Origin of the sequence: Planktotalea sp., assembly GCF_050633725.1 — a bacterium.
Classification (GTDB): Bacteria; Pseudomonadota; Alphaproteobacteria; order Rhodobacterales; family Rhodobacteraceae; genus Planktotalea.
Map to the genome: position 1 here is coordinate 182,979 of NZ_JBOEHB010000009.1, position 22,680 is coordinate 205,658.

22 protein-coding genes are annotated in these 22,680 nt (G+C 53.9%); 7 read left to right on the forward strand and 15 right to left on the reverse strand.

Going from position 1 to position 22,680, the window contains the following annotated elements:
- Positions 1 to 29: 29 nt before the first annotated feature.
- Positions 30 to 470, forward strand: a complete 441-nt coding sequence (locus ACRBCU_RS09950; protein ID WP_431365231.1) for a DMT family transporter — start codon at positions 30 to 32, stop codon at positions 468 to 470.
- On the opposite strand, the gene ACRBCU_RS09955 is transcribed toward ACRBCU_RS09950, so the two are convergent.
- The 7 genes from ACRBCU_RS09955 to proS all read right to left on the reverse strand — a co-directional run bounded on the left by ACRBCU_RS09955 (position 467) and on the right by proS (position 6,970).
- The gene (locus tag ACRBCU_RS09955) at positions 467 to 1,114 is read right to left on the reverse strand and encodes a DUF3047 domain-containing protein (protein WP_431365232.1); all 648 of its coding nucleotides are present in this window, start codon (positions 1,112 to 1,114) and stop codon (positions 467 to 469) included. The two genes, ACRBCU_RS09950 and ACRBCU_RS09955, sit on opposite strands and share 4 nt — an antisense overlap.
- Before the next feature lie 33 nt (positions 1,115 to 1,147).
- A complete protein-coding gene (locus ACRBCU_RS09960; RefSeq protein ID WP_431365233.1) occupies positions 1,148 to 2,158 on the reverse strand; it encodes an Ldh family oxidoreductase in 1,011 nt (336 codons plus the stop codon).
- 77 nt (positions 2,159 to 2,235) lie between these two features.
- Positions 2,236 to 3,054: a calcium-binding protein gene (locus ACRBCU_RS09965; RefSeq protein WP_431365234.1), complete on the reverse strand. Its 819-nt coding sequence runs from the start codon at positions 3,052 to 3,054 to the stop codon at positions 2,236 to 2,238.
- Between the two features lie 78 nt (positions 3,055 to 3,132).
- Positions 3,133 to 3,816 carry an ABC transporter ATP-binding protein gene (locus ACRBCU_RS09970; protein ID WP_431365235.1) on the reverse strand — a complete coding sequence of 228 codons (684 nt, stop codon included), beginning with the start codon at positions 3,814 to 3,816 and terminating at the stop codon, positions 3,133 to 3,135.
- Positions 3,809 to 5,095 (reverse strand): lipoprotein-releasing ABC transporter permease subunit, encoded by a 1,287-nt coding sequence (locus ACRBCU_RS09975; protein WP_431365236.1) that lies wholly within the window; start codon positions 5,093 to 5,095, stop codon positions 3,809 to 3,811. Before ACRBCU_RS09975 ends, ACRBCU_RS09970 begins: the two co-directional genes overlap by 8 nt.
- 27 nt (positions 5,096 to 5,122) lie before the next feature.
- The gene (locus ACRBCU_RS09980; RefSeq protein ID WP_431365237.1) at positions 5,123 to 5,629 is read right to left on the reverse strand and encodes a DUF2937 family protein; all 507 of its coding nucleotides are present in this window, start codon (positions 5,627 to 5,629) and stop codon (positions 5,123 to 5,125) included.
- 3 nt (positions 5,630 to 5,632) lie between these two features.
- The gene (gene proS, locus ACRBCU_RS09985; protein WP_431365238.1) at positions 5,633 to 6,970 is read right to left on the reverse strand and encodes a proline--tRNA ligase; all 1,338 of its coding nucleotides are present in this window, start codon (positions 6,968 to 6,970) and stop codon (positions 5,633 to 5,635) included.
- A 201-nt stretch (positions 6,971 to 7,171) separates the two neighbouring features.
- On the opposite strand from proS, the gene ACRBCU_RS09990 reads away from it, so the two are divergent.
- Genes ACRBCU_RS09990 through ACRBCU_RS10005 form a run of 4 tightly spaced genes read left to right on the forward strand, consistent with a single transcriptional unit; the run spans position 7,172 to position 12,803 of the window.
- Positions 7,172 to 8,245, forward strand: a complete 1,074-nt coding sequence (locus tag ACRBCU_RS09990; RefSeq protein WP_431365239.1) for an AI-2E family transporter — start codon at positions 7,172 to 7,174, stop codon at positions 8,243 to 8,245.
- Positions 8,246 to 8,247: 2 nt separating this feature from the next.
- On the forward strand, positions 8,248 to 8,931 hold the full coding sequence (locus ACRBCU_RS09995) for an HdaA/DnaA family protein (RefSeq protein ID WP_431365240.1): 684 nt from the start codon (positions 8,248 to 8,250) through the stop codon (positions 8,929 to 8,931).
- 32 nt (positions 8,932 to 8,963) lie between these two features.
- On the forward strand, positions 8,964 to 11,162 hold the full coding sequence (locus tag ACRBCU_RS10000) for an RNA degradosome polyphosphate kinase (RefSeq protein WP_431365241.1): 2,199 nt from the start codon (positions 8,964 to 8,966) through the stop codon (positions 11,160 to 11,162).
- A 57-nt stretch (positions 11,163 to 11,219) separates the two neighbouring features.
- Positions 11,220 to 12,803 (forward strand): Ppx/GppA family phosphatase, encoded by a 1,584-nt coding sequence (locus ACRBCU_RS10005; RefSeq protein ID WP_431365242.1) that lies wholly within the window; start codon positions 11,220 to 11,222, stop codon positions 12,801 to 12,803.
- Here ACRBCU_RS10005 and ACRBCU_RS10010 read toward each other — a convergent pair.
- From ACRBCU_RS10010 to ACRBCU_RS10030, 5 genes are read right to left on the reverse strand one after another with little or no spacing between them, the layout of a single operon-like run.
- Positions 12,798 to 13,157, reverse strand: coding sequence for a hypothetical protein (locus tag ACRBCU_RS10010; RefSeq protein ID WP_431365243.1), 360 nt, complete (start codon positions 13,155 to 13,157; stop codon positions 12,798 to 12,800). The two genes, ACRBCU_RS10005 and ACRBCU_RS10010, sit on opposite strands and share 6 nt — an antisense overlap.
- 36 nt (positions 13,158 to 13,193) lie before the next feature.
- Positions 13,194 to 14,204 carry an endonuclease/exonuclease/phosphatase family protein gene (locus tag ACRBCU_RS10015; RefSeq protein ID WP_431365244.1) on the reverse strand — a complete coding sequence of 337 codons (1,011 nt, stop codon included), beginning with the start codon at positions 14,202 to 14,204 and terminating at the stop codon, positions 13,194 to 13,196.
- Positions 14,204 to 14,887 carry a TerB family tellurite resistance protein gene (locus tag ACRBCU_RS10020; RefSeq protein ID WP_431365245.1) on the reverse strand — a complete coding sequence of 228 codons (684 nt, stop codon included), beginning with the start codon at positions 14,885 to 14,887 and terminating at the stop codon, positions 14,204 to 14,206. The genes ACRBCU_RS10015 and ACRBCU_RS10020 overlap by 1 nt, the downstream gene beginning before the upstream one ends.
- A 49-nt stretch (positions 14,888 to 14,936) precedes the next feature.
- The gene (locus ACRBCU_RS10025; RefSeq protein WP_431365246.1) at positions 14,937 to 15,419 is read right to left on the reverse strand and encodes an N-acetyltransferase family protein; all 483 of its coding nucleotides are present in this window, start codon (positions 15,417 to 15,419) and stop codon (positions 14,937 to 14,939) included.
- On the reverse strand, positions 15,416 to 16,033 hold the full coding sequence (locus tag ACRBCU_RS10030; protein WP_431365247.1) for a VOC family protein: 618 nt from the start codon (positions 16,031 to 16,033) through the stop codon (positions 15,416 to 15,418). The genes ACRBCU_RS10025 and ACRBCU_RS10030 overlap by 4 nt, the downstream gene beginning before the upstream one ends.
- A gap of 172 nt (positions 16,034 to 16,205) precedes the next feature.
- Between ACRBCU_RS10030 and nhaA the strand changes: the two genes are divergently transcribed.
- Positions 16,206 to 17,387, forward strand: coding sequence for a Na+/H+ antiporter NhaA (gene nhaA, locus ACRBCU_RS10035; RefSeq protein WP_431365248.1), 1,182 nt, complete (start codon positions 16,206 to 16,208; stop codon positions 17,385 to 17,387).
- Positions 17,388 to 17,546: 159 nt separating this feature from the next.
- On the opposite strand, the gene scpA is transcribed toward nhaA, so the two are convergent.
- Both scpA and ACRBCU_RS10045 read right to left on the reverse strand, forming a co-directional pair.
- A complete protein-coding gene (gene scpA / locus ACRBCU_RS10040; protein ID WP_431365249.1) occupies positions 17,547 to 19,676 on the reverse strand; it encodes a methylmalonyl-CoA mutase in 2,130 nt (709 codons plus the stop codon).
- Positions 19,642 to 20,583: a hypothetical protein gene (locus ACRBCU_RS10045; protein WP_431365250.1), complete on the reverse strand. Its 942-nt coding sequence runs from the start codon at positions 20,581 to 20,583 to the stop codon at positions 19,642 to 19,644. Before ACRBCU_RS10045 ends, scpA begins: the two co-directional genes overlap by 35 nt.
- A gap of 173 nt (positions 20,584 to 20,756) precedes the next feature.
- Between ACRBCU_RS10045 and ACRBCU_RS10050 the strand changes: the two genes are divergently transcribed.
- Entirely contained in the window at positions 20,757 to 21,212 is a 456-nt protein-coding gene (locus ACRBCU_RS10050; RefSeq protein WP_431365251.1) for a DUF4174 domain-containing protein, read from the forward strand.
- A gap of 40 nt (positions 21,213 to 21,252) precedes the next feature.
- On the opposite strand, the gene ACRBCU_RS10055 is transcribed toward ACRBCU_RS10050, so the two are convergent.
- The coding region (locus ACRBCU_RS10055; protein ID WP_431365252.1) for a biotin/lipoyl-containing protein at positions 21,253 to 22,680 on the reverse strand (1,428 nt) is incomplete at its 5' end.

Sequence of the window (22,680 nt, forward strand, 5' to 3'; positions counted from 1 at the left end):
GCAAATACATCTTTGAGAGGATGCGCATTATGCCAACTTCGAGTTACGCTTTCGTGATGCTTTGCGCAGGCATCGGCATTCCTATCCTTGCAGCACTCAATGCTGCGCTTGGCAGCAGGATCGGCTCACCGGTTGCGGCGTCGGTTATGTTGTTCATGGTCGCTTTCACGTGCTCTTTGGCCGTGTTCTTCATTGGAGGCTTCAAACCCACATCAAGCATTGCAGAAGCGCCTAAACATCTCTTCCTCGCAGGGGTGTTGATTGCATTTTATGTTCTATCCATCACGTTCATCGCGCCCAAGTTCGGGCTTGGGAACGCGGTGTTCTTTATTTTGCTAGGACAATTGATCAGCGCGGCAGCAATTGACCATTTCGGCCTCTTTGGCGCACAGATAAGCCCGCTCTCAGCGGCAAGAGCGGGCGGAATCGCAATGATGGCCTTTGGTGTGTATCTAACTCAGTTGGCTTAGTTCAGAGACAGGTTAGAAATCGCGCCGCGCACCGCGCTATTTGTGTCGTCACTGTCTGCGGAAACCGCCAGCCCGACAACGGCACCTGCAGTACCGCCAAATGCGCGTTTGTAATCACTCGCAAGATTTACGCTCTCTGAGTGACTACCTGTACCAGCACTGCGCAAAATGACATTTTTGCCGCGCGACCCTAGATAGGGGCTGCTTAACTGTTTGCCCCGCCCATGTGAGCCGCCCCAAATGTAAACCAACACACGCGCGGCATCAGAGCTTAGCAATTTGCGAATGCCAGCACCTTTTAGCTTTTGCGCGTCGGCTTCGGGCAGAAACACCACGTAGAGAGAAAGGTTGCGATCATCACCGCCCTTTTTGCTCAAATCCGTGGCTGGAACAGATTGATCAACGCTCCAGCGCCAAGTAGCGCTTCGGCTTCCCCAAAGGCTTTCGGGAATTGCGCGATAGGCCATCGAAACAGACCCGTCCGATTGCACCCCAAGGCTTGCGCCTTTGAAGCTATATTTGTTTTTTGAAAAGAGCGAAAACTTTTGCTCTTTCCAAGCTTTATCGAATGAGATTTGTCCCGCAGTGACAGCGGAAGTGCTCAGCAGTGTGGCGGCAATCACCAAAGTAAGAATATTTTTCATACTTATTTCTGGCGCACCCTGAGATGACTTTCACTACACGTCTGCGTGAGAAGGACCGTTTGCTAGCGACGTCATCAAGTCCCATAGCGCGTCGGGCACTTGCACAGCCTCTAGCAACTGTTTGTTCTGCCCGGGCATACGCGTCCCCACATCTTCGATCGCGGCGGCGCCTAGCGCTTCGAGGCGCTCGTAAAACGCGGGGCTGGCTGCGGGGTCAATCAGCATAAAGAACTGTCCAAGTCCGTGTGGTGCGCCTTCAGGGGCCTTTAGTGGCTTAACATCACGGCTTGCCAAACCGCCCGTCATGCCAGCGGCCAATAGTTCGACCATCAAACCCAGTCCCCAACCTTTGTATCCGCTCTCCATCCCGCCCAAAGATGTTAACGAGCCTTTCAAGGCCGCCTCTGGATCGGTTGTCGGCTTACCATCTGCGTCCACAGCCCAGCCCTCTGGAATAGTTTCGCCGGCGGCTTTGGCCATCGTGATGCGCCCTAGTGCAACCGTAGTTGTTGATTGATCAAACGACATCGCAACGCCGCCTTTTCCATCAGGAACCGCAAAGGACATAGGGTTGGTTCCAATCACCCGGCTCTTACCGCCAGGAGGCGCAACAATGGGTGACGCATTGGTCATACCCATCGCAATCAGGCCCTGTTTTGCAGCTTTTTCAGTGAAATAGCCAAGCGCTGTGCAGGTATGCGCACGATGGATTGCAACGGAAACTGTGCCAGTTTCCTTTGCTGCATCAACCGCCGTTCCTAACGCGCGCTCGAACGCTGTTTGCGCAAAACCATTGCAGGCATCCACTTCGATGCGCGACGCCAAAGGCCGTGTTACCTGCGGTGTAGCGGTGCCATCAACGCGTCCCGTGACAAGCTGTTGGCAGTAACTTTCAACATAATAGAGACCACAAATGCGATTGCTGCGTGCTTCTGCCCAAGCCACAGCCTGAGCCATTTCTGCCGCGATCCAATCTTGCGCGCCATGCGCTTCAAGCGCGTCGCGCGTGACGCGTTCTATCTCATTGACTGTGATCTTTGGCATGCTGTTTTCTCCCGCTTATTAGGCCGGAACGTGATCAATCACCGTCGTTGCGTCAAGAGCGGAAACGCCCTTTAGCACTAGCTTGCGCGTACATCGACAAAGCTAATAAGCGCCTCATCCAATTCTTCGCTCACGCCCTCAAGTTCAATCTGGCTGCCGTCAGAAAATTCTAGAATCAAACCATCAGACGCAATCCTTTGATCGCTCAAGGTCGGCGGTGTGTCATCCTCATGTTGCACCACGATCACGTCTTCTGCTGCGTCGAAATCCGTCACCAAGGCACGTGACGTTAGCGTGCTAAGCGAGATAAACGTATCAGCGCCTTCGCCACCCGTCGCGACATCATCATTCTCCAGATTCAACTGATCCGCACCTTCACCGCCACTTAGTGTGTCAATCGCACCGTCGTCAGGGCCGCCAACCAAACCACCATAGAGAATATCTGCGCCGAGCCCGCCTTCGATTGAATCTGCGCCTTCGCCGCCCGCAATCGTGTCATCGCCTTCGCGCCCGTCAACGACATCATCGCCTAGACCGGCATTGATTGTGTCGCCCAGCTCCGAGCCTGAAATTGTGTCCGCTTCGGGATCAACAATGGCATCGTCGCTATCATCGTCGGTATCTTGGCCTGTGTCCTCGCTATCGCCGTCTTCCGCGTTTTCTTCGTCAGCGCCGCTGGACTCGTCGGACGCTTCGACATCGGCTTCTGAATCATCTTGCGTCGTTGTCGCTTCTGTTAGGGGATTGCTACCCTCCGCGGCTGCATCACCCGAAGCGTCACCGGTATCGTCGCTGACAGAATCGCCCTCTTCGTCAACCACTTCTTCCGCAGGTTCCATCATCACCACTCCAAACATGGTGAGACCGCTGAGCAAAACTAACAACATAGCCGACATGGCAGAATCCTCGCTAAAACACTTTTCTCGCAACGGATACGAGAAAATTTTGTCCAAAATAGGACCAAAATTTATGGGTTATAGCGACACCAGTGTGCCATCTTCCAAACGCAACTGACGATCCATACGCGCCGCCAATTCCAAATTATGCGTCGCTATGACTGCCGAAAGCCCGGTGTCACGCACCAATTCCATAAGGGCGGCAAACACTTGATCCGATGTCGCAGGATCAAGATTGCCAGTCGGTTCATCCGCAAGCAATAAGCGCGGGCTATTCGCAAGAGCGCGGCAAAACGCAACGCGTTGTTGCTCGCCCCCAGACAGGGCCGCAGGGCGATGATCTGCGCGATGGGAAACGCCGACGCGGGTAAGCAAATCTTTTGCGCGCTCCTGTGCGGCTGTCGCAGAGACGCCATTCGCCAGTTGAGGCAACACAATATTTTCAAGCGCGGTGAACTCGGGCAGCAAATGATGGAACTGATAGACAAATCCCACATCTTCACGCCGAATTGCTGTGCGTTTGCGATCGCTTAGCCCGGTTACGGTTTGCCCTGCGATCTTAACGCTCCCGCTATCAGGTGCATCCAGCAAGCCCGCAATATGCAGCAGCGTCGATTTACCAGCGCCAGACGGAGCAACCAGCGCAACTATTTCTCCTGGCTCAACGTGCAAGTCTATCTGGCGCAGCACTGTGACTTCGTTCTCTCGGCCTTTGTTATAGGCTTTTGCGATGCCGCTTAACTCTAGCGTTAGATCACTCATAGCGAAGTGCCTCGACAGGGTTCATTCTCGCCGCGCGGCGAGCTGGAAAAATAGTCACAACGAAAGACAGACCAAGCGAAAGGATCACCGCTGACATCACATCCTCAAACCGCAATTCGGCAGGCAAGTTATAGATACCGCGCACCGCTGGATCCCAAACGCCGCCGCCCGCGAAGTAGTTCACTGCCGAAAAGATCGGATCAATATAAAGCGCGAAAAGGCACCCCAAAATCACGCCAATCGCAGTGCCGATAATTCCTGTGAACGCACCGCAAATGAAGAAAACACGCAGAACAGAGCCTTCACTCAATCCCATAGTGCGCAAAATACCGATGTCGCGCCCTTTGTTCTTAACCAACATGATCAAGCCTGAAACGATGTTCATCGCGGCGATCAAAACGAGGATGGAGAGGATGATAAACATCACATTGTCCTCCACTTCCAAGGCACGCAGAAACCCTCCAGACGCATCTGTCCAAGCCCACAGTTGCGTGCGCTCGCCCCCTGCTCGCAACAGGTCCAATTGCATTGGTTCGATTTCCTCTGGCTCTTCAACCATCACCTCGATTTCATCCACCGCACCTTCACGATTGAAAAAGCTCTGCGCCTCGGCCAGAGGCATGTAGACGCGCGTTTTATCAATGTCGTACCGCCCGGCGGTGAAAACGTAAGTTACTTCATATGCTTTCACGCGTGGGCTGGTTCCAAAGGCAGTTTTCACCCCGTTGGGTGAGATAATCTTGATCCGATCGCCCGTTGCTACGCCAAGCTCTCGCGCAACGCCTGATCCAATAGCAACGCCGCTTTCGAAACGGTTGATATCACCATAGAAAGATTCAGGATTGGCTACTTTGGGAATGGTCAGCAGGTTTTCCTTGGTAATCCCATAGACCTCGACGCCAGTATTACGCCCCGCCTTGTTGGCCATGACCTGCCCGCGCACCAAAGGCGCGGCACGCGTGACGCCGTCAACAGCAACAAGCCGAGCCGCCATTTCATCATAGTCGTATATTTTGCGATCTAAACGGCCATACTCATCTGCTTGGGCCGTTTTGTAGACCGTCACATGCGCATTCGCGCCAAGGATTGTCCCGACAAAATCCGTGCGAAAGCCAGACCGCACGGCGAGCGTAGCAATCAATGCAAAAACCGCGAGCGTAATACCGATAAGACTAATCCACGTCATCACACTCACGCCGCCCTCGGCGCGTTTAGCGCGCAGATAGCGCCATGCAATCATCAACTCAAAGCGGGCAAAGGGCATTGGGGTTTTGGACACGGCTCGAAGCTCCCTTTTGGGATTGTTTTACGGCTCAGAGGTGCGACGAAATAAGACAAAAGGCAAGCGCAGCAGCCAAATCAGCGCAGAAAACAGCGCGAGACCGCCTAGAAATCCGATAAAGGCAAAGATCGCGCCCTCAAAGGTTACGGGCATCGCTGGCTTATAGTTCTCCCAAACGCGCCCAGCGAGTTCGCTATCGGTAAAGCGCGCCGCATATTTCGCGCGGCTGAAAGGACCAAGGCCCTGCATTTCCTCAAGGTCCGCAGAAAAACGTGCGTGTCGGTCTATCGTTGCAACCATCGTATCAGCGCGCGCGGCTCCCATCTCTCCCCCCTTGGCCAAATCGACCAAAGCGGCTTCACGGGTGAGATCAAGGCTCGCTGCATCTGCGTCAAAGTCGTCCATGAAGCGAGCAAGCTCATCCACAGCGCCGCCAAGGCGCTGCACATATTGTTGCGAATACTCGGGAAACTGCGACACGCCAGCAGCACCAGACAAACCCATCACCAGAGCAAGAGCGCGCGCAATCACGGCTTAGAGACCTTCGTAGATCGCCGCGATCTTGGCAACGGCCTGCTCTGGCGTCATTTCTTCGCTCTCGCCTGTGCGGCGCGATGTAACTTCCACAACACCGTTTTTGAGGCCACGTGGACCAACAGTAATGCGCCACGGCAGACCGATCAAATCCATCGTTGCGAACTTGCCACCTGCGCGCTCTTTACGATCATCATAAAGCGGCTCAAGGCCCAGCGCAGTGAGGCTCTGATAGAGCGCATCGCAGGCTGCGTCCGCTTCTTCGTCGCCCTGCTTAAGGTTTACGATCCCGCAATGGAACGGCGTCACGCCTTCTGGCCAAATGATACCATTGTCATCATGGGATGCTTCAATGATCGCGCCCAAAAGACGCGAAACACCAATACCGTGGCTACCCATATGAAGCGGCACGCGTTGACCATCTTCATTTTGCACCATCGCACCCATCTTTTCGGAATACTCGGTGCCAAAGTAGAAAATCTGTCCAACTTCGATTCCGCGCGCCACGCGGCGACGCTCTTCCGGCACGTCATTGAAGACGGCTTCGTCATGGGTTTCATCCGTGCGCGCGTAGCGGCTGGTGAATTCTTCAAGCACGGACTGGCAGGCCGCTTTGTCGTCGAAATCAACCTCGCGATCGCCAAAACTAAGATCCGTGATCTCGCTGTCATAAAAGACTTCGCTCTCGCCTGTATCAGCCAGAACCAGAAACTCGTGCGTAAAGTCCCCGCCAATTGGGCCAGAATCCGCGCGCATCGGGATCGCTTGAAGGCCCATGCGCTCGTAAGTGCGCAGGTAGCTGACGAGGTGGCGATTGTAAGCGTGCAGCGCGTCTTCTTTGGTCAGATCGAAGTTATAGCCGTCTTTCATCAAAAACTCGCGTCCGCGCATCACACCAAAGCGTGGGCGGACTTCATCGCGGAATTTCCACTGGATATGGTACAACGTCAGGGGCAATGATTTATAGCTGCCAACAAAGTTCGCAACGATATCTGTGATCATCTCTTCGTTCGTGGGACCGTAGAGCATTTCACGATCATGACGATCCGTGATGCGCAGCATCTCAGGACCATAAGCATCATATCGCCCAGACTTGCGCCACAAATCGGCTGACTGCAACGTCGGCATGAGCATTGGAATATGCCCAGCGCGCTGTTGTTCTTCATGCACAATATTTTCAATTTTGCGCAAAACCTTAAAGCCCATCGGGAGCCAGGAATAGATGCCCGCTGAGGATTGCTTGATCATCCCCGCGCGCAGCATCAATCGATGGCTGACAATCTGCGCATCGGCAGGGTTCTCTTTCAAGATCGGCAAAAAGTAACGGCTCAGGCGCATGGTACGTCCCTTAGATTTAGCATGTGTTATGTTCCTTTAGGCTTTGCCAGCTCATCCAGCAAGACATGCCCTTTCATCTTTCAAAATAAACTCTACTCGAATTTTTGGGCGATAGAGCTGTTCCCGCGCCGTCACGCGCCTCTTGAAACCTAACTCTGCATGGGCGATGTCTGACGGACAGATATCAGTAAAAGGCAGATCATGGCCCATCCTGTTAAAGACCAGCTTAGATATTGGGGAATCGCGACGGTGATCTTCATGATTGCCCTATGGTATCTGGGCGATGTTATTTTACCTTTTGTCCTTGGCGGCGCAATTGCCTACTTCCTTGATCCTGTTGCAGACAAATTAGAGGACTGGGGCTGTAGTCGTGCGCTCGCGACGACGCTGATAACGCTAGCAGCGGTGTTGATTTTTATCGTCATGGTTTTGCTTGTGGTTCCAACATTGATCAACCAAGCGATTTCACTGTTCGATATCGCACCGCAGCTCTTCACTGATTTGCAAAACTTCCTCGCAGAGCGTTTTCCACAAGCGCTCGACGAAGGGTCAACGCTGCGCCAATCGATTGTTGGTATTGGCGAGACGATTCAATCAAAGGGCGGAGAGCTGCTCAGCTCGGTTCTATCGTCCGCCTCGTCCATCATTAATATCGTTGTTCTGTTCCTTATCGTCCCTGTGGTGGCGTTTTATCTACTGTTGGATTGGGACAATATGACGGCGCGCGTAGACACGCTTTTGCCCCGTGATCATGCGCCCACGATTCGGATGCTTGCATCGCAAATTGACCAAACTCTCGCGGCGTTCATTCGGGGAATGGGTACCGTCTGCCTGATCCTTGGCACCTATTATGCAATCGCACTTATGCTCGTTGGCCTCCAGTTCGGCCTCGTCGTTGGCTTCATTGCCGGCCTAATCACGTTCATTCCCTACGTTGGCGCATTGATCGGCGGCGCGCTCGCAATCGGGCTGGGCCTGTTTCAGTTCTGGGGGGATTGGGTATCAATTGGCCTCGTGGCCGGCATTTTTGTCATCGGGCAAGTGATGGAGGGCAATGTCCTGACACCCAAGCTCGTCGGTTCTTCCGTCGGATTGCACCCTGTCTGGCTCTTGCTTGCTTTGTCAGTCTTCGGTTCACTATTCGGCTTTGTCGGTATGCTCGTTGCGGTTCCCGTCGCCGCTGCGCTAGGCGTTGTAGCGCGGTTTTTAGTTGGCCAATACATGGGCAGCCGCCTCTACTTCGGCCTAGAAAAACCCAATCAAAGCGAAGATTGATAATGTCACAACAACTAAGCTTTGATCTGCCAATGCGTACCGCGCTTGGCAGGGATGACTTCTTCGTCTCTCCCTCTAATGCCCTCGCGGTCAGTCTCATAGACACTCCAGAAAGCTGGACCAACAACAAACTCGTGCTGGTCGGCCCAGAGGGATCAGGCAAAACTCACATCGCCCACGTTTGGGCGGCTCAAAGCGGCGCGACAATCGTTCCCGCGCTTGAGCTGAATGAAGATATGGTGCCTTCGCTTTTGCGATCCCCTGTGACCGTAGAAGATGCGGACCAAATTGCTGGAAACCGCGATTTAGAAACCACCTTGTTCCATTTGCATAATCTGGCCCAAGCAGAAGGCCAGCCCCTATTGATAACCGCCCGCAAGCCGCCACAACGTTGGGCAATTTCGCTTCCGGATCTCGCAAGCCGTCTGCAAGCCCTTCAAATCGCTCAAATCGAAGCACCGGACGATACGCTCTTGACCGTTTTGCTGATGAAGCTCTTCGCAGATCGTCAGCTCAACCCTGCGCCAGATGTTATCCCTTTCCTGGCGAAACGCATCGAGCGTTCGTTCACCGCCGCTCAAAGCATCGTATCCGCGCTCGACAAGGCAAGTTTGGAGCAAGGCCGCCCGCTCACCCGTGCTTTTGCTTCTGCAACGCTGGACAAAGCCCTCGCAGGCCACACATAGTCATTTTCTTCGAACCAACCGGACGCCTGAACATGCAAGCCGATTTTCTCAAAGCAGATTGCCCTGATCCAATTGAACTTGCCGAAGTGGACTTCACTGGCCCCGCGCGATTTGTGAACCGTGAATTAAGCTGGCTCAATTTCAACTGGCGCGTTCTGGAGGAAGCCGAAAACCCGCGCGTGCCTTTGCTTGAGCGCCTTCGGTTTCTGTCGATTTCGGCGACCAACCTAGATGAGTTTTATACTGTGCGCGTCGCGGGTCTGCGTGAGCTGGCGCAAGCAGGAAACACAACCCCCGCCGCTGACGGCCTCTCTCCCGCTGAGCAATTGGTTCTGATTAACGAAGACGCACGCAATTTGCTGAAAACGCAGCAGCGCGTGTTCGAGGTGCTGCGCTCAGAAATGCTCGACGCTGGGATTGCGATCACTGCGCGCGACGATCTAAGCGAGGCGGACAAAAACTTCGTTGCGGATGTTTTTTTGAACAAGGTTTTTCCTGTCCTATCCCCTCTGGCAATTGATCCTGCGCATCCATTTCCGTTCATTCCGAACACGGGCTATGCGCTGGCTTTGCAACTTGAACGTCAATCCGACAAACGCGAACTTCAGGCACTCTTGCCGATCCCAGCCCAAATTGATCGCTTCATCGCGTTGCCTGCGCCTGAAGGTCAGTTGCGCTATCTCCCACTCGAGGACGCCTTGGTCGAGAACTTGGGACGGCTGTTTCCCGGTTATAAAATGAAGGGCCATTTTGGCTTTCACGTGCTACGCGACAGCGATTTAGAGGTCGAAGACGAAGCCGAAGATCTGGTGCGCGAATTTGAGGTCGCGCTTAAGCGCCGTAAGCGCGGTGAAGTGGTTCGCCTTACCTATTCTGGCGACGCCCCAAACAAGCTAAAAAACCTCGTTATGCGCGAACTTGATGTTTCGGACGCAGAAACCGTTGAGCTGCAAGGAATGATTGGGATGGCTGATCTTTCTGAACTTGTGACAGACGCGCGCCCTGATCTGCTTTGGCCCCCCTTCATGCCGCGTGTTCCTGAGCGTGTTCAGGACCACGAAGGCGATATGTTCGCGGCAATCCGCAAGAAAGACATGCTGCTCCACCACCCCTATGAAACCTTCGACATGGTGGTGCGTTTCTTGACGCAGGCCGCGCGTGATCCGGATGTGGTGGCGATCAAGCAGACGTTGTATCGCACGTCCAAACGCTCCCCCATTGTTTCTGCGCTGTGCGAAGCGGCGGAAGATGGCAAGTCCGTCACCGCCTTGGTCGAGCTGAAAGCGCGTTTTGACGAAGCCGCCAATATCCGCCAATCACGTCGATTGGAACGTTCTGGCGCGCATGTGGTCTACGGCTTTCTTGACTTGAAAACCCATGCCAAGATTTCCACTGTGGTGCGCCGAGAAGGGGATCAATTGGTGACATACACACACTATGGCACTGGCAACTATCATCCAATCACCGCGCGTATCTACACTGACCTGTCTTTCTTTACCTGTGATGCAAAACTAGGGCGCGACGCAACCAAGGTATTCAACTACCTCTCTGGTTACGCCCCGCCTGATGCTCTCGATAACCTCGCTATTTCTCCGCTAACGCTAAAACCACGTTTGCTCGAATTGATCGCAAAAGAAGCGGAGTTTGCGAAAGCAGGCAAGCCGGCCGTGATTTGGGCAAAGATGAACTCGCTCATTGATCCGGAAGTGATCGACGCACTCTATGCCGCGTCGCAAGCGGGTGTGAAAATCGATCTGGTCATTCGCGGGATTTGCGGATTGCGCCCGGGCATCAAGGGCCTGAGCGAGACAATTCGCGTCAAATCAATTGTCGGGCGGTTCTTGGAACATTCGCGTATTGTGTGCTTTGGCAACGGCCAAGGCCTTCCCCACAAACGGGCACGCGTCTTTATCAGCTCCGCCGATTGGATGGGGCGCAATCTGAATCGACGCGTCGAAACCCTGGTTGAGATCAACAACGCGACTGTAAAAGCCCAGATCGTCAGTCAGATCATGGCAGCAAATCTGGCTGATGTTGCACAAAGCTGGATCATGCATCCAGACGGATCGTTTTCGCGCGAAAGCGTTCCAGAAGGGCAATTTGCCTTCAACTGTCACAAGTTCTTTATGGAAAATCCGTCACTCTCTGGGCGCGGCAGTGCCGGCGCGGCGGATGTTCCTAAACTCACGCATACAATTGATGAAAGCCCCGACGCCAATTTGCCTAGTTGACCCCTGTGCACGAATGCGCAATTGCTTCGGATAACAGACAAATGCTCGGATGATCTTATGACCGCTGACGTTCCAACCGACTCCCTTCAGAACGAAACAGCGAACTATGGCCCCTTTGGCCGCCCTCTCTTTGATGATCCATCTGTTCGAAAACTCTCGCGTATCGGTGTTGTTGATATCGGATCAAACTCTGTCCGTATGGTCGTCTTTGACGGCGCTGCACGAAGCCCTGCCTATTTCTACAACGAAAAAGTCATGTGCGCCCTGGGGGCAGGCATCGCGGAAACAGGCCATCTGAACCCGCGTGGACGCGAGCGCGCTTTAGAGGCCGTTACACGCTTTGAAGCAATCGCACAAAGCCTTGGCATCTCGCCGCTGACCGCGGTCGCAACCGCAGCCGTTCGCGACGCTACGGACGGACCCGATTTTTGCGCCGATGTTTTGCGCGAAACAGGCCTAAAGGTGCATGTTATCGACGGGCCTGAAGAAGCGCGTTTGTCAGCGCAAGGCGTATTGCTGGGATGGCCCGGGTCTTACGGATTGGTTTGCGATATTGGTGGTGCCTCGATGGAACTGGCCGAAATTCGCGACGGGCGCGTGGGAAAGTGCGTCACATCTTCGCTTGGGCCACTGAAATTGCAAAGCATGAAGGGCGGCTCAAAGGCGCGCAAAGCCTATGCCAAAGAGGTCATCGGCGAACTTTGCGAGCAAATGGGCGAGCAAAAGGATCGTTTGTTCCTTGTTGGCGGATCATGGCGAGCAATCGCACGTATTGACATGCATCGTCGCGGATACCCGCTGCATGTTCTACACGAATACCGAATGACCGCTAAATCCGTACGCGACACGGTTAAATTCATCGCCGAGTCCGACATTGATAAGCTGCGCAGTGCTTGTGATATTTCATCGGCGCGAATGGCGCTTGTCCCTATTGCGTCGGAAGTTCTCAAGCTGCTCATCAGCCGCGTAAAACCGAAAGACATCGCAGTTTCGAGCTACGGCATTCGAGAGGGCATGCTTTATGAGCAAATGCCGCAGAAATTGCGTGATCGCGATCCATTGGTTGAAGCCGCACGCTTTTCCGAAGCTAAAGACGCTCGAATGCCCGGATTTGGCAAAACGCTCTACCACTTCATCATGCCGCTCTTTAAATCCGCGCCTTTCGCGACCAAGCGGCTCGTAAAAGCTGCCAGTCTTTTGCACGATGTGACATGGCGCGCGCACCCAGATTTTCGCGCGGAAGTGTGTTTCGACAATTCCACACGGGCCAATCTGGGCGGCCTTAGCCACTCGGAGCGTATCTTTCTCGGCCTTGCCTTAATGCACCGCTATCGCAACAAACGCGAAGGAACGCGTTTTGACGACATGTTTGATTTGATCTCTGAGCAAGAGCAAAAGCAGGCGGAAATCCTTGGCAAAGCGATGCGGTTTGGCGCGATGCTTTGGATGGAAAAGGACGCCCAATTAGGTGAAATGCGCTGGTTCCCGAAGAAGAAAGAACTAGAGCTGCGGCTTCACCCCTCGGCAAAGCCGCTGTTTTCAGAAGTGGCTGAAGCACGTCTTGCATCGCTCGCCTCATCGCTCGATGCAGAAGTGATTGTAAAGTTTACGAAACCTTCAATGGCGGCTGATCCTTCATAGATCGACTTCGCCCTCTGGAGTGCTTGCCTCCTCATCGGGCTTTCGGCGGATAATTATATCGCCGTTTGGCAGTATTTCAGGTGGTTCGTATTTCGAAAAGTCCTCAACCTGCCCCAACAAGTCGCCCAAGGCCGGCCCCATATTCTCGACGAAACCGCGCAAGGCAGGCTCGAATTGCTCTGACAGCCCTTCCATTTCGCGCAAAGCCGGTTCGATCTCTTTCATCAACCCCTCAAACAGAAGGCGCGCGCCCTCTTCCAACAAACTGAAACCTTGCTCGTTTGATGTATCTTCAGCCTGCGCAGGCATAGCCAGTGCGAAAGCCAAAGCAGATGTAAGTGCAATCTGTCTCATGCGTCCAATATAGAAGCGATTTGCAACATTTTTAGATCAAATTTCGATATCTAACGTCACAGGGAAGTGATCAGAGGCCGTTAGCAGCGCCTCGCGCAGCTCCAGATCCGTCCAGCATTCGGGATCATCGAACGGATGCCAAATACGCCAAGCTTTTGCCTTTGCTCGCAAATTACCGCTCACCATGATGTAATCCAACAGCGCTTGCAAAAAGCGGTTCTCCTGTTTTAGAAAAAACCGGGATGTCGTTGGCACGCTGCCGATTTTTCGCTCAAGTGCGCGTGCCGCGTTGGGATCGTAAAGACACAGATCGCCCAGCTCGCCCAAAATAATCTCGACGGACGAGCGCCCAAACAGATTTTCAAATTCATCTAAACCCGGACCATCATTCAAATCACCAAGCACAATCAGATCGTCGCCCGCCTCTAAGTGTTCTGCGATCCGTGCACGCAGCCAAACAGCCTGCGCCAGTTGCTTGCGCCTATTGGCGATAGAATAACGCATCACCTCATCGCGGTTCTTTGCGCCGTGGGGCGCTTTGCTTTTAAGATGTGCGCCAATCATTCGCAGTTTCGTACCAGCGCTCGTTTCAATGGCCAGCTCAAACGGAGGCTTGGAGAAAGTCACGCTATCGGCGCGATTGTCGATATCCAGATCAAGTTTGTAAACGCCATCAAACCGAGGAGCTTCTTCTTCTGCGTCGCCCTTAGGGTCATGCTGTGCACTCAACTTGCTCGGATCATAAAGCAAAGCAATTTCTTGCTGAGTTGTGTTGGAAAACCCCAAAATCGCTTTGCTCGTTCGCAATCCGTATTTTTTGGCAAAGCTTTCGAGCGCGCGCGCACCCGAGCGCGCGCCGTGATCATCTGGCGCTTCGACAACCATTACCGCATCGGCGTCGATTTTTTTGAAAACCTTGCCCAAGGCGTCTGCTTGCGCTGCGCGCGTGACGTCACGCCGCCCGGACCAGCGATCATCGACGAGCATGGTGCCTTCGTCGTCAAACAAGCGATCAAACCATTCAACGTTATAGCAAGCGATCCGCATTATGCCGCGCGATCTTTTTGAATGTCTTCCCACGCGCGATTGATATCAACCATACGTTTTTCGGCCATCAGAATAGCCTCTTGCGGAACCCCGCGCGCGATCATGCGATCGGGATGGGTTTCACGCACCATCGCGCGCCAGGATTTGCGGATCTCATCCAGCGCAGCGTCTGGGCTGACACCCAGAACCGAATATGGATCGGGCATAGCATCGGGCACAAACCGAGCGCGCAACGCTCGAAACTCGCTGTCTGGCAGGCCAAATATTTGCGCGACTTGCTGCAAAAACTCATTCTCGCTCGGATGATAAAACCCGTCTGCCATCGCTATGTGAAAAAGCCCTTCCAGAAGATCACATAGGGTAGAGGGTTCTTCGCCAAACATATCGGCGATGCGCGATGCATAATCTTCAAAACCAGCAACGTCTTGACGCGCCATGTTGAAGACCCGCGCGGCGTTATCCTCATCCGCGCTGGCAATATGGAACACTTCGCGAAATGCCGTGACTTCGTCGCGCGTGACGTGCCCGTCCGCTTTGGCCATCTTTGCACCGAGCGCAATGACCGCAATTGTGAAGGCAACCGAACGTTCGGGCGGGCTTCGCAAATGATCGAAAACCACAGAAAGGCTTTCACCACTTGCGAGCGCAGCCAACGCTTCGGATATGCGAGTCCATAAGTTCATTGGGACAGTTTACGCCCCCAAGCGCTTAATGCCCATCCAACATACAGCTTTAACGAAGTATTTTTTGCATCAAAACCAAATCCATCCAACGGTCGAACTTGTAACCAACCTCTGGGAGACGCGCAATTTCAGTGAATCCAACCTTTTTGTGAAAGGCGACCCCACTCGGATTTTCACCGCTAATGCCCGCCCAAATACTGTGCACTTGCGCTTGTTTCGCATGCGCCTCAAGCGCAGCCATGAGAGCTTGCCCTGCCCCGCGCCCGCGCGCGTCAGGAGATAGATTGATCGAATGCTCCTTTGTATGTGCATATCCGGGGCCGCCCCGAAACGGAAAATATGTCGCAAAACCCAGAAGCCGATCCGCTTCTTCGCACACAAAGAACGCGCCGGCGCGGGCTTTGATGTCACTTAAAATGCTTTGTTCGGTCTTTAGATCGCTCGTAAACGTGGTCGCCGTGTTTTCGATCAAAGGATTCCAGATATCGCAAATTGCCTTAGCATCCGCGCAGACAGCTGATCGCACTATCATGCCAGAACACGCATACCATGAGGTGTTTCAAATTCAGAAATCAGCTCGACTGAACGAGACGTTTCAAACCGAACATTTGCACCATGAATTTCTCCAAGGCTCAAACGCAGCGCGTCGGCATCAGGATGTCTAATCGTCAATGCGACGAGCTTTGCGCCAGTAGGCTCTAGCATCGCCGTAGGATGTAGCGGACCTGACCATTCGATAAGCGGCGGGAAAAGCCCATCAAATGGCAAGACCCCGCTTTGCGGCACAGCCATTTGCCAACGTAACTCTGCGCGCCGTAGCGCGACAGGCCCGCCTGCTTCGGGCCACGTCTGACAGCTGCTTGCCAAGTCTTGGGTTGAACAAATCCAATTGCTCAAGCGCGGCGCACCCGCGAAGTTGTCCAAGTCGAACCATCTAGGCCGCGCCGGTTGCTCTGCATTAGGATCAATAGAAATCGCTTCCAAATAGAGCCCATCCGCAAGCCCCATAAGATGATTATGCGTGCCAAAGATTTCGTGAGCGCCCCCATCCTGCATTGGCAAACCAAGCGCATCTTCTATATGCGCCCGCGCGGCATCGCGGTTTTCGCCGCTAACGGCAAGATGATCCAAAGAAAGTTTCGTCATGGCAAAGAGTGTTACCCAAAGCAAATGCCTGTGCAAGGCACAACAAATTCAACAAAAACGATATGAAACATGCGGATACTTGTTGCATTTGCATCGAAGTCACCCCATTTGACCCGTCAACCCTACGCGCTTCGCGCGATGAAACACATGACAAATAACCCGAAAGTGAGCCATGTTCCTACGCGCAATTGATCGTTTCTTCAGTCACGAAGCCTCTGGTGGCATCCTGCTAATGCTCTCAGCGCTCGCCGCGATGATCGTCGCAAATTCCGGCCTTTCTGGCGTTTATGAAAGTGTTCTTGGTAGCTATCTCGCAGTTACCTTGAATGGTTCAGGTTTGGAAAAACCTCTGATCCTTTGGATCAACGACGGGCTGATGGCGATCTTTTTCTTTTTGATCGGCCTGGAGCTAAAACGCGAACTCCTTGAAGGCAAACTTAAGAACCCCCGCGATGTGCTGCTGCCTGGCATGGCGGCCCTAGGCGGCATGGCTTTTCCTGCGATGATCTTTGTTGCATTCAACTGGAACAGCCCTGAAACCCTAAGTGGCTGGGCTATTCCGGCAGCGACTGACATTGCATTTGCGCTCGGCATTTTGGCTCTTGTTGGGAGCCGCGCCCCGGTATCGTTGAAGGTTTTCTTGCTCACATTGGCAATCCTCGATGATCTGGGCGCGATCATCATTATCGCACTGTTTTATACAGCGGAGTTGAAGATTGATTACCTCTATTTGGCGTTACTCCCACTTATTGGCCTTATTTGGCTGAACCTAAAAGGCGCGCACCGCGTTGCGCCTGCGGTCTTGCTTGGGACAATTATGTGGTTCTTTGTGCTTAAATCCGGGGTCCATGCGACATTGGCTGGCGTTGTCACCGCGTTTCTCATTCCTCTTACAGACAAATGGGGTAAATCACCGCTCCACGCGCTAGAGCACGCGTTGACGCCTTATGTGCTTTATCTGATCATCCCAATCTTTGCTTTTGCAAATGCAGGCGTCGTCCTCACAGGACTTAGCGTCTCTGATCTTATTGCTCCCCTGCCGTTGGGCATCGCTTTGGGCTTGATTCTCGGAAAGCAAATCGGTGTGCTGGGGCTTACGTTGATCACTGTTAAGCTGGGCTTTGCCAAGCTTCCACATGGCGCAAGCTGGCTGCACATCTACGGCATTGCGTGTTTGGCAGGCGTTGGCTTTACCATGTCGTTGTTCATTGGCGGGCTTAGTTTTGATGATCCCGCGATGATGAACCAAGTGCGCTTGGGCGTGCTATCAGGGTCGATTCTATCAGGCTTGATCGGCTACACAGCACTAATGATCGCGAGCGCGAAGAGCGCTGAAAGCAGCGAAACAGCATAATTTGAGGTAACGGTGCGCCGCCTGTGCGGCGCGCTTGATTGCTCACGCAGAATGCGTGAGCGGAATGGGGCGCTGCCCCCAGTCGATCTAAGATCGACTTCCCCCGGGATATTTTAAGAGAGAGGAAGGGCACGGCGTTAGAAGCCGTGCCCTGTCTTGTTAAGACTGACGTGTCTCGCGAATGATCTGCAAAATATCTTGTGCCGCTTTAGGGATGTTTGTTCCCGGGCCAAAGATTGCTTTTACACCCGCGCTGTAGAGGAAGTCGTAGTCTTGCTGCGGAATTACGCCGCCGCAAATTACGATAATGTCTTCCGCGCCTTTGTCTTTAAGTGCTTTTACGAGCTGAGGCGCGAGAGTCTTGTGACCCGCAGCCTGGCTGGAAATGCCGATCACATGGACGTCGTTATCAACCGCATCTTGTGCGGCTTCGTCTGGCGTTTGGAACAATGGGCCCACATCGACGTCAAAGCCGATGTCAGCAAAGGCCGTTGCGATAACTTTCGCACCTCGGTCGTGGCCATCTTGCCCCATTTTCACCACAAGCATGCGAGGGCGGCGGCCCTCTTCTTCGGCAAAGTCTTCTACCGACTGCTGGATCGCGGCGAAGCCTTCATCGCCTTCATATGCTGCGCCATATACGCCTGCGAGCGTTTTGACCTCAGCGCGGTGGCGCCCGAATGCGTCTTCCATGGCCATGCTGATTTCTCCTACGCTAGCACGCGCGCGCGATGCTTCTACCGCAGCTTCAAGCAGATTACCGCCCTCTTTCGCACGGCGAGTTAGTTCAGCCAGTGCCGCATCGCAGGCTGCACTGTCACGTGAGGCACGGATGCTTTCGAGACGTGCAATTTGCGACGTGCGCACAGCATCATTGTCGATATCGAGAATGTCGATCGCATCTTCTTTGTCCAGACGGTACTTGTTCACGCCAACAATCACTTCATCGCCCTTGTCGATGTTTGCTTGGCGTTTGGCTGCCGCTTCTTCAATGCGCAGCTTTGGCATGCCAGTTGCCACCGCTTTGGTCATGCCGCCCATCTCTTCGACTTCTTCGATGAGTTTCCACGCCTCTTCCGCAAGCTGATTTGTCAGGCTTTCCACATAGTACGAACCTGCAAGCGGATCGACGACATTGGTAATACCTGTTTCTTCTTGCAAAATCAGCTGTGTGTTACGGGCAATGCGCGAACTGAATTCGGTCGGCAAAGCAATCGCTTCATCCAATGCATTTGTATGCAAAGACTGTGTACCGCCAAGCGCTGCTGCCATCGCCTCGTAGGCGGTGCGCACAACGTTGTTGTAGGGGTCTTGCTCTTGCAAGCTGACACCAGAAGTCTGGCAGTGGGTGCGTAGCATTTTGGAGCGCGGGTTTTGCGCGCCGAGGTCTGTCATAATGCGATGCCAGAGTAAACGCGCCGCGCGCAATTTGGCGGCTTCCATGAAGAAGTTCATGCCAATCGCAAAGAAAAACGACAAACGGCCCGCGAACTTGTCCACATCCATGCCGCGTTCCATCGCGGTCTTCACATACTCACGACCATCCGCAAGCGTATAGGCAAGTTCTTGAACCAGGTTCGCGCCCGCCTCTTGCATGTGATAGCCGGAAATCGAAATCGAATTGAACTTTGGCATTTCGTTCGACGTATATTCAATAATGTCGGCAATGATGCGAATGGATGGCTCTGGCGGGTAAACATAGGTGTTACGCACCATGAATTCTTTCAAGATGTCGTTCTGAATTGTACCCGCAAGTACAGAGCGATCATGGCCCTGCTCTTCACCCGTAACGATAAAGTTCGCAAGAATTGGGATCACTGCGCCGTTCATCGTCATCGAGACCGACACTTTATCGAGTGGAATTTGATCGAAAAGGATTTTCATATCCTCAACGCTGTCAATCGCCACGCCGGCCTTTCCAACATCGCCCTCTACACGTGGGTGATCGCTGTCATAGCCCCGGTGCGTGGCCAGATCGAATGCAACGGAAACGCCTTGCTGTCCTGCCGCCAGAGCTTTGCGGTAAAACGCGTTGCTTTCTTCTGCTGTTGAAAATCCAGCGTACTGGCGGATCGTCCAAGGGCGACCAGCGTACATTGTGGCTTTCACCCCGCGCGTGAAAGGCTCTGCACCGGGAATACCGCCCATATGTGGCAGGTCTGCTGTATCTTCCGCTGTATAAAGCGGCTTCACATCGATGCCTTCAAGAGTGTTCCACGTTAGATCGTCTACAGGGCGTCCGCGAAGCTCTTTTTCAGCCAGGGCGCGCCAATCGGTGTCTTTGGTCATGTGTCTGTCCTTTGTTCTCGAAGTGCAGCGGTGTGGGATATCCCATCTGTGTCGACTTCGGGTCTTCCAATAAATGTGCTAATCCGTCTGCCCCTGATCGAAGCCAAAACAGATCGTCTGCATAGGTTTCTTGCAGGGCCGCGCTTTGTGCTTGGGTAAACGGTTCCCATCGATCCCGATGGGTTTGAGAGAGCAATTGCGCTTGTTCCAGTTCTTGTAATGGCAACTGCAGTAGATCTTGCAATGACGGGCGCTGGTTTCTCCAGATCGGCGCTTGCGGAATGGGCGCTATTTCGCCCAGAAGATACGCCAAAATCCTGTGAGGCCGCGCTGCATGTTGCTCGAAGGTGCTGACGAAAAGGGGCAGGTTCGGCGCAGCGGCAGCAATGTCCATGATGACGTCGCGCCAGGAGCGTCGGCTTTGCGCTAACGCGCTCAAACGTGACATCGAGGGCACTTGGGCCCCACGTGGGATGCAATGGCTGAACGCGGATGGCCAATAGCTGCTCAAACACCGAATAGTCAGGTGAATGGCCCCAACTGCGCCGCCAAAGGCCGCAACATAGCGCGCTATTCTCTCGCCCGCGGCAGGATATAGCTGCTGCGCGGTGAAGTTGCGGCGCATAATGCCAAGCATGTTTTCGTCCGAAACCACGATTTGCTTTAGACCGCGATGATGGGCGCGCGCCATTTGCAGGCCGAGACGTCCCTGCGCGCGTGCAAAATCGAGCGGCCCAATCCCCAGCTCTGGCGCGGGGATGATGCCGTGAAACATGCCTTTGCGAAGCCGAAGCGGCCCCCAAAAACCGACCCCCATCTCGCCCAGTTCTGCGTTGTGTTGCCGAAGGTACATCTGAAAGCTGGTCGTCGCAGTGCGATGCGCACCAATTTGCAGAATTACGTCCACGGTTTTCACCTTTCAGATCAATGTTCTCGACGCTCAAACCGCGTCGGCATGATCTATGGTGATCGATGAGAAGTGTGTTTATTCCCTTAAAGGCGCAATTTTGCGTTGGCTCCTTTGCAACAGGCATCGCAATCGATGAATTAGCCCCTATATTGGGCACCAGAGGAGACACTATGAAGCCGCTCTTATCATCTGTTTTTGCGATCTTTTTCGCGTTTTCGCCTGTGTTTGCACAAGACGCCAGTGAACCCGAAGACCTGTCCGCCTGGAACACGATTTCGTCGCCACAAAGCGATAATTTGAATGATTTTCTTTGGCTCTCACGTCCAGTGATCGTGTTTGCAGATAGCGAGAACGATCCGCGATTTACCCAGCAAATGGCGCTGCTCGAAGCAGGAGCCGACGAATTAGCAGAGCGTGACGTTGTCGTGTTGACCGATACTGATCCTGACGCTGAGGGCGATCTTAGAAGCACCCTGCGTCCGCGCGGCTTTATGATTGCCCTGCTCGGGAAGGACGGCGGCGTAAAACTGCGCAAAGCATCGCCTTGGGATGTGCGCGAGCTGTCACGCGTGATCGACAAAATGCCCATGCGGCAGCGCGAAATACGCGAGCGCAGGCAGCCGTAGCCGCCTGCGCTGTTTATGTTTTCGTCAAAGCCCATCGGGCTTATTCGAACTCCATGATCACGTCGTCAACGGCAAGGCTATCGCCAGCGGCCGCGTTGATTTTGGAAACCACGCCTTTGCGTTCAGCGCGCAGGATGTTTTCCATTTTCATCGCTTCCACTGTGCAGAGCGCTTGGCCTTCTTGCACTTCCTGACCCTCTTCCACATCGACCTTAACGATCAGACCCGGCATTGGGCACAGCAACAGCTTGGACGTATCCGGTGCGACCTTTTCTGGCATCAAGCGCGCAAGCTCAGCCTGACGCGGCGTGCGCACGTGAACCGGCATATCAGCCCCGCGCGAGCGAATGCGGAAACCGCCGGACACTTTGCCAACTTTCATCACTAGCGGCGCACCATCCACAGTCATGTTTGCCAGCTTGTCGCCAGGCGTCCAGTCACCGCTTACGCGCAAAGTCGAGCCATCGTCGAAGGTTACTGTCGATCCGTCCTGATCCGCAGCAATCGTTACATCAAAGCCCTGCCCTTGCAGAGCAACGTTCCATGCTTCGCCCACGTGACGCTCGTGATTGTCCAAACGACCAGAAACACGCGCACGGCGGATTTCTGCGACGCGATTCATCGCGGCAGCAGCTGCTGCAATGCGCTTCAACTCGCCTGTCTCAAGCTCAACACCTTCAAAACCTTCAGGATACTGTTCTTCGATAAAGGCCGTTGTCATTTCGCCCGCGATAAAGATCGGGTGATCCATCACAGCCGCGACGAAGGGAAGGTTGTGACCGATGCCTTCGACTTCAAAACTGTCCAGCGCAACGCGCATAGCCTCAATCGCGGCCTCGCGGGTCGGACCCCATGTGCAAAGTTTTGCGATCATCGGATCGTAGTACATGGAAATCTCGCCGCCTTCATAGACGCCAGTATCGTTACGCACAGCAATCTCGCCAGAAGGCGCATCGCCCTGCCACTTGCCGTTGGTCAGCATCGGGCCTGCCGCCTGCTCCATTGGCGGACGGTAGCGCGTCAAACGACCAATTGACGGAAGGAAGCCACGGTATGGATCTTCTGCGTACAAACGGTTTTCAATCGCCCAACCCGTCAACGTTATGTCGTCCTGCGTGATGCTCAGCGCTTCGCCATTGGCAACGCGGATCATCTGCTCAACAAGGTCAACGCCTGTGATCAGCTCGGTTACAGGGTGTTCCACCTGCAAACGTGTGTTCATCTCAAGGAAGTAGAAGTTCTTGTCGCCATCGACGATGAATTCCACAGTACCGGCAGAGGCATAATCAACCGCCTGCGCCAATGCGACGGCTTGCTCACCCATCGCTTTGCGGGTTGCTTCATCAAGGAAGGGGCTAGGCGCTTCTTCAACAACTTTTTGCTGACGACGCTGAATAGAGCATTCGCGCTCGCCAAGGTAAATGCCGTTGCCGTGGCTGTCGCAGAGAACCTGAATTTCGATGTGACG